Here is a 6,284-nt window from a genome sequence, read left to right as displayed (position 1 = left end):
TGAACGTGCGCACCGTCGGCAACGCCAAGGAGGCCACGTTCGACTTCGTGGCCAACTTCACCGGCACGCCGTCGCCGAGCCCCACGATCACCCCGACCGGGAGCCAGAGCCCGAGCCCGACCGTCGGCGGCACCTGGCAGGCCGGCGCGAGCTACCGGGCCGGCGACCAGGTCAGCTACGGCGGGTCGAACTACCGCTGCCTTCAGGCCCACACCGCCTACCCGGGCTGGGAGCCGCCGAACGTCCCCGCCCTGTGGCAGCGCGTCTGACGCGCTCGCGCGTCAGGACCGGCATCCGCTGACGGCGGGTGCCGGACACCCGGACCGGCGCACCGTGGGGTCGGTGCCGCGCGGACCGGGGCGTGGGGTGGTTGTGCCGCCCCCGCGGCGGCACCGGCCTCCGCTCGCCGTACGGGAACCTCGCCGTCACCGCGCCCGGCGGGCGTTCCGGTGGCCCGGTGAGGGAACGGGCCGGCGAGCCGAGGCCGGTGTCACGTCCATGGACGACGACGTCACGCGGGGATGTGACATCGGCCGCCTCCCTCCGCGACCGGCACGCGGGTCCTCCTCGACGGTTTGAATCCCTCTCCTGAGGAACTGTCGGAGTATGGACGCACTCGCGCACGTCGACGCCTACTGGCGGGCGGCGAACTACCTGTCGGTCGGGCAGATCTACCTGCTGGACAACCCGCTGCTGACCGAACCGCTGGCTCCCGAGCACATCAAGCCCCGGCTGCTGGGCCACTGGGGCACCACTCCGGGGCTGAACTTCTGCTTCGCGCACCTGAACCGGGTCATCGCCGAACGCGACCAGGACATGATCTACATCGCCGGTCCCGGGCACGGCGGCCCGGCCGCGGTCGCGCACGCCTGGCTGGAGGGCACCTACACCGAGACCTATCCCGCCGTCACCCAGGACGAAGAGGGGATGCGGCGGCTGTTCCGGCAGTTCTCCTTTCCCGGCGGGATCCCCAGCCATGTGGCGCCGGAGACGCCCGGCTCGATTCACGAGGGCGGTGAGCTGGGCTACAGCCTGGCGCACGCCTACGGTGCGGCGTTCGACAACCCCGGCCTGGTGGTGGCCTGCGTGATCGGGGACGGGGAGGCCGAGACCGGGCCGCTGGCGGCGAGCTGGCATTCCAACAAGTTCCTCGACCCGCTCCGGGACGGGGTGGTGCTGCCGATCCTGCACCTGAACGGCTACAAGATCGCCAACCCCACGGTGCTGGCCCGCATCCCCGAGGCCGAGCTGGTCAAGCTGATGGAGGGCTACGGCCACCGGGTGCACATCGTGGCGGGCGACGACCCCGCGACCATGCACGCCCTGATGGCCGAGACCCTGGAGGAGGTCTTCGCGGAGATCGCCGCCTACCGGGACGGGCGGGACGGCCGGCTGCCGATGATCGTGCTGCGCACCCCGAAGGGGTGGACCGGGCCGCGCGAGGTGGACGGGGTGCCGGTGGAGGGCACCTGGCGCGCCCACCAGGTGCCGCTGTCCGGGGTGCGCGACAACGCCGAGCACCGGGCGATGCTGGCCGAGTGGATGCGCTCGTATCGGCCCGAGGAGTTGTTCGACGCCCAGGGGCGTCCGGTGGCCGAGATCACCGCCACGGTGCCGGCCGGCGGCCGCCGGATGAGCGCCAACCCGCACGCCAACGGCGGTGAGCTGCTGCGGCCGCTGAGGCTGCCGGACTTTCGCGACTATGCGGTCGAGGTCAAGGCGCCGGCCGCCCAGGCGAGTGAGCCGACCCGGGTGCTGGGGACGTTCCTGCGTGATGTCATCGCCGCCAACCCGGACAACTTCCGGCTGCTGGGGCCGGACGAGACCGCCTCCAACCGGCTGCAGGCCGTCTTCGACGTCACCGGCCGGGCCTGGAACGCCGAGACGCTGGCGACCGACGAGCACCTCGCTCCGGGCGGGCGGGTGATGGAGGTGCTCAGTGAGCATCTGTGCCAGGGTTGGCTGGAGGGTTACCTGCTGACCGGCCGGCACGGCCTGTTCAACTGTTACGAGGCGTTCATCCACATCGTGGATGCGATGTTCAACCAGCACGCCAAGTGGCTGGAGGCGTCCAAGAAGATCGGCTGGCGGCGGCCGGTGGCGTCGCTGAACTATCTGCTGTCGTCGCACGTGTGGCGCCAGGACCACAACGGCTTCAGCCATCAGGATCCGGGGTTCCTGGACGTGGTGGTCAACAAGAAGGCCTCCGTGGTGCGGGTGTATCTGCCGCCGGACGCCAACACGCTGCTGTCGACGGCCGATCACTGCCTGCGCTCCCGCGACTACGTCAACGTGATCGTGGCGGGCAAGCAGCCGGTGCTGGACGTGTTCACCATGGACGAGGCCGTCGCGCACTGCACCCGCGGGCTGGGCATCCTGGAGTGGGCGGGCAACGAGGACGGCGGCGAGCCCGACGTGGTGCTGGCCTGCGCGGGTGACGTGCCCACCCTGGAGACCCTCGCCGCCGCCGCGCTGCTGCGCGAGCACCTGCCCGAGCTGCGGGTGCGGGTGGTCAACGTGGTCGACCTGATGCGGCTGCAGCCGCCGTCGGAGCATCCGCACGGCATGTCCGACGCCGAGTTCACCGCGCTGTTCACCCCGGACAGGCCGATCGTCTTCAACTTCCACGGCTACCCGTCGCTGATCCATCAGCTGACCTACCGGCGTGCCAATCACGGCAACCTCCACGTGCGCGGCTACAAGGAGGAGGGCACCACGACCACGCCGTTCGACATGGTCATGCTCAACGACATCGACCGCTTCCACCTGGTGATCGACGTGATCGATCGGGTGCCGCATCTGGCGGTGCGGGCGGCGGGGCTGCGGCAGCGGATGGTCGACGCCCGGTTGCGGGCGCGGGCGTACACCCGTGAGCACGGTGAGGACGTCCCCGAGATCCGCGACTGGACCTGGCCCGCCTGACGACCGGCCGTGCCGGGCTGCGGAGAACGGGGCCCGGCACGGAAATCCCGTTTGAGCCGTCCAGCACGGGTATGGAGAACGTCTCTGCAGCTCACGGCCGAGGAGGCGGCGATGACCAGGTTCGGATACTTCCTGTCCAGCGAGGAGCACGGCCCACGGGAGCTGGTACGGCAGGCCGAGCTGGCGGAGCGGGCGGGCTTCGAGGGGCTGTGGATCTCCGACCACTTCCACCCGTGGCTCGACGTCCAGGGCAACAGCCCGTTCGTCTGGTCGGTGATCGGCGCGCTGGCCGAGGCCGTCTCGCTGCCCGTCACCACCGCGGTCACCTGCCCGCTGGTCCGCGTCCATCCGGCGATCGTCGCCCAGGCCGCCGCCACCAGCGCCGTGCTGACCGGCGGCCGGTTCCGGCTCGGTGTCGGCACGGGGGAGGCCCTCAACGAGCACATCGTCGACTCCCGGTGGCCTCCGCTCTCCGAGCGCCTCGAGATGCTGGAGGAAGCGGTCGAGCTCATGCGCGAGCTGTGGAGCGGCTCGCTGGTGACCTTCCGCGGCGCCCACTACGACCTCGACACCGCCCGCCTCTACACGCTGCCCGACGAGCCGCCGCCCGTCTACATGTCCGGCTTCGGGGAGAAGTCGGTGCGGCTGGCGGGACGCATCGCCGACGGCTACATCTCCACGGGGCCGAGCGCCGAGATGGTGAAGCTGTTCCACGACTCGGGCGGCCAGGGAAAACCAGCCCAGGGCGGCCTGAAGGTCTGCTACGCCGCGGACGAGGCCGCCGCGCGCAGGACCGTCCACCGGCTCTGGCCCACCCAGGGCGTCAAGGGGGAGGCGGCCCAGCTGCTGCCGCTGCCCAGGCACTTCGAGGAGCTGGCCGAGACGGTCACCGAGGAGGAGGCGACCGCCTCGACGCCGTGCGGCCCCGATCCCGAGGTCCACGCCCACGCGATCAGGGAGTACGTCGACGCGGGCTTCGACGAGGTCTACATCGGTCAGATCGGCGGGGAGCAGGACGCCTTCTTCGACTTCTACGGGAAGGAAGTCCTGCCCCGGGTGCGCTGACCGCGGCCGCCGCGGCGCGGCGGGGCCGGACCCGAGGCCGCGACCGCCGCCCGGATCGTTCCATACCCGAACAGGAGAAGACGATGAAGGCTCTCACCTGGCACGGCAAGCGTGACGTACGGGTCGAGGAGGTCCAGGATCCCATGATCAAGGAGCCGACCGACGCGATCGTCAGGCTGACCACCACCGCGATCTGCGGCTCCGACCTCCACCTGTACGAGGTCCTCGGCCCGTTCATCGCCGAGGGCGACATCCTCGGCCACGAGCCGATGGGCGTCGTCGAGGAGGTCGGCGCCGAGGTCTCCCACATCAAGCCCGGCGACCGGGTCGTGATCCCGTTCAACATCGCCTGCGGACACTGCCACATGTGCGGGATGCGGCTGTTCGCCCAGTGCGAGACCACCCAGGTCCGCGACCACGGAATGGGCGCGGCCCTGTTCGGCTACACCAAGCTGTACGGCGAGGTTCCCGGGGCGCAGGCGGAGTACCTGAGGGTTCCGCAGGCCCAGTTCGGCCCGATCAAGGTCCCCGAGGGGCCGCCGGACGAGCGGTTCGTCTATCTGTCGGACGTGCTGCCCACCGCCTGGCAGGCGGTCCGCTACGCCGACGTCCCGGACGGCGGCACCGTCGCGGTCTTCGGTCTGGGGCCGATAGGCCAGATGGCCGCCAGGATCGCCAGGCATCTCGGTTACCGGGTGATCGGCGTCGACGGCGTCCAGGAACGGCTCGCCATGGCCCGCAGACACGGGGCGGAGGTGCTGGACGCCTCCGTGACCGGCGACGTGCCCGAGGCGATCCGCGAGCTGACCGGCGGGCGGGGGCCCGACTCGGTCATCGACGCGGTGGGCATGGAGGCGCACGGCTCGCCGGTCGCCAAGTTCGCCCAGACCGTGACGGGCGTCCTGCCCGACGTGATCGCCGCCCCGCTGATGTCGACCGCGGGCGTGGACCGGCTGGCCGCGCTGAACCAGTCCATCGAGACGGTGCGGCGCAGCGGCACGATCTCGGTCGTCGGCGTGTACGGCGGCATGGCCGATCCGATGCCGATGCTGAGGATGTTCGACAAGGGCGTCACCCTGCGGATGGGACAGGCTCACGTCAAGCGGTGGATCGACGACCTGATGCCGCTGGTCAGCGATGACGCCGACCCCCTGGGAGTCATGGATCTGGCGACCCACAGGCTTCCGCTGGACCAGGCCCCGAAGGGCTACGAGATCTTCCAGAAGAAACGGGACGGAGCGATCAAGGTCCTGCTCACCCCGTAGAGCGGGGAAGGCTCCGCGCCGCCCGCACCGTCCACGGAAACCCGCACAGAACTCATTGGTTACCCGAAAGAAAGGAAGCCCATGGACGCCATCGTGCTCCTGAAGGACGACCACAAGACCGTCGAGAAGCTGTTCAAGGAGTTCGAGAAGGCCGGAGACCGGGCGTACCGGAAGAAGCGGGAGCTCGTCGACCAGATGATCAAGGAGCTCACCACCCACGCCTACATCGAGGAGGAGATCTTCTACCCGGCCGCCAGGGCGGGCGTGCCGGAGACCGCCGACCACGTCCTGGAGAGCGTCGAGGAACATCACGTGGTGGTCTGGATGCTCTCCGAGCTCCGGGAACTCGACCCGGAGGACGAGCGGTTCGACGCCAAGGTGACCGTGCTGATGGAGAACGTGCGCCACCACGTCGAAGAGGAGGAGGACGAGTGGTTCCCGCAGGTGCGGGAGACCATGGGGCGCAAGGAACTGCAGGAACTCGGCGAGCGGATGGCGAACGCCAAGACCGAGGCGCCGGCCGACCCGCTCATGGTGGGCAGCGCGAGGAAGTGATCTCCGAGCCCGCTCCCCGTCCTGGACGGCGGGGAGCGGAGGTCACCGGCCGTCCGCCGTGCGGGGGCGGCCGGTGACGGGTGCGCTCCGCGCGTGAGCCCCCGGCTCGCGCGGCGGGCGGCACGGGGCCCCGGCCGTCCGACGGCCGGGGCCCCGCCGGGGGTTCACGCCCCCGTCACTGGCTCTGCTCGGTGACGAGAAACGCCACCGCCCCTCCCTCGTCGATGTCCGCGTCCAGGGACTTGTCGTCGAGCATGTCGGCCGCCGTCGGATCCAGGAAGATCCGAGCCCCGTCCGTCTCGACCACCTTGTCGTCCGTTTCCGGACCGTCCACGACCGACAGCAGCAGCGAGCCCGTGCCGTCCGTCTGGGACGAGATGCGGACGCCGGTGTCCGTCGAGTCCGCCACCTGAGAGCTGAGGTCCCGGATCACCTGGGCAGCGGTGTCCGTCAATGTAAGCATTGTGACTCCTTGTC

6 protein-coding genes are annotated in these 6,284 nt (G+C 70.4%); 5 read left to right on the top strand and 1 reads right to left on the bottom strand.

Annotated features, from left to right (window positions below):
• The 5 genes from PKF00_RS41905 to PKF00_RS41885 form a co-directional block, all read left to right on the top strand.
• On the top strand, nucleotides 1–269 hold a 269-nt coding region (locus tag PKF00_RS41905; protein WP_369011200.1), incomplete at its 5' end, for a carbohydrate-binding protein.
• A 337-nt stretch (nucleotides 270–606) separates the two neighbouring features.
• Entirely contained in the window at nucleotides 607–2,922 is a 2,316-nt protein-coding gene (locus PKF00_RS41900; protein WP_271223350.1) for a phosphoketolase family protein, read from the top strand.
• A gap of 111 nt (nucleotides 2,923–3,033) precedes the next feature.
• Nucleotides 3,034–3,987 (top strand): LLM class F420-dependent oxidoreductase, encoded by a 954-nt coding sequence (locus PKF00_RS41895; RefSeq protein WP_271223349.1) that lies wholly within the window; start codon nucleotides 3,034–3,036, stop codon nucleotides 3,985–3,987.
• A gap of 83 nt (nucleotides 3,988–4,070) precedes the next feature.
• The gene (locus PKF00_RS41890) at nucleotides 4,071–5,252 is read left to right on the top strand and encodes a zinc-dependent alcohol dehydrogenase (RefSeq protein WP_271223348.1); all 1,182 of its coding nucleotides are present in this window, start codon (nucleotides 4,071–4,073) and stop codon (nucleotides 5,250–5,252) included.
• 81 nt (nucleotides 5,253–5,333) lie between these two features.
• Nucleotides 5,334–5,807: a hemerythrin domain-containing protein gene (locus PKF00_RS41885; RefSeq protein WP_271223347.1), complete on the top strand. Its 474-nt coding sequence runs from the start codon at nucleotides 5,334–5,336 to the stop codon at nucleotides 5,805–5,807.
• Between the two features lie 175 nt (nucleotides 5,808–5,982).
• Here PKF00_RS41885 and PKF00_RS41880 read toward each other — a convergent pair whose 3' ends face one another.
• On the bottom strand, nucleotides 5,983–6,270 hold the full coding sequence (locus tag PKF00_RS41880; RefSeq protein WP_271223346.1) for an iron-sulfur cluster assembly accessory protein: 288 nt from the start codon (nucleotides 6,268–6,270) through the stop codon (nucleotides 5,983–5,985).
• Nucleotides 6,271–6,284 lie beyond the last annotated feature (14 nt).

It is taken from the genome of Streptosporangium carneum (assembly GCF_027922005.1).
Taxonomy (GTDB): Bacteria; Actinomycetota; Actinomycetes; order Streptosporangiales; family Streptosporangiaceae; genus Streptosporangium; species Streptosporangium carneum.
Note: the sequence above shows the minus strand (reverse complement) of the source record. Positions and strands in the feature narration are given on the sequence as shown.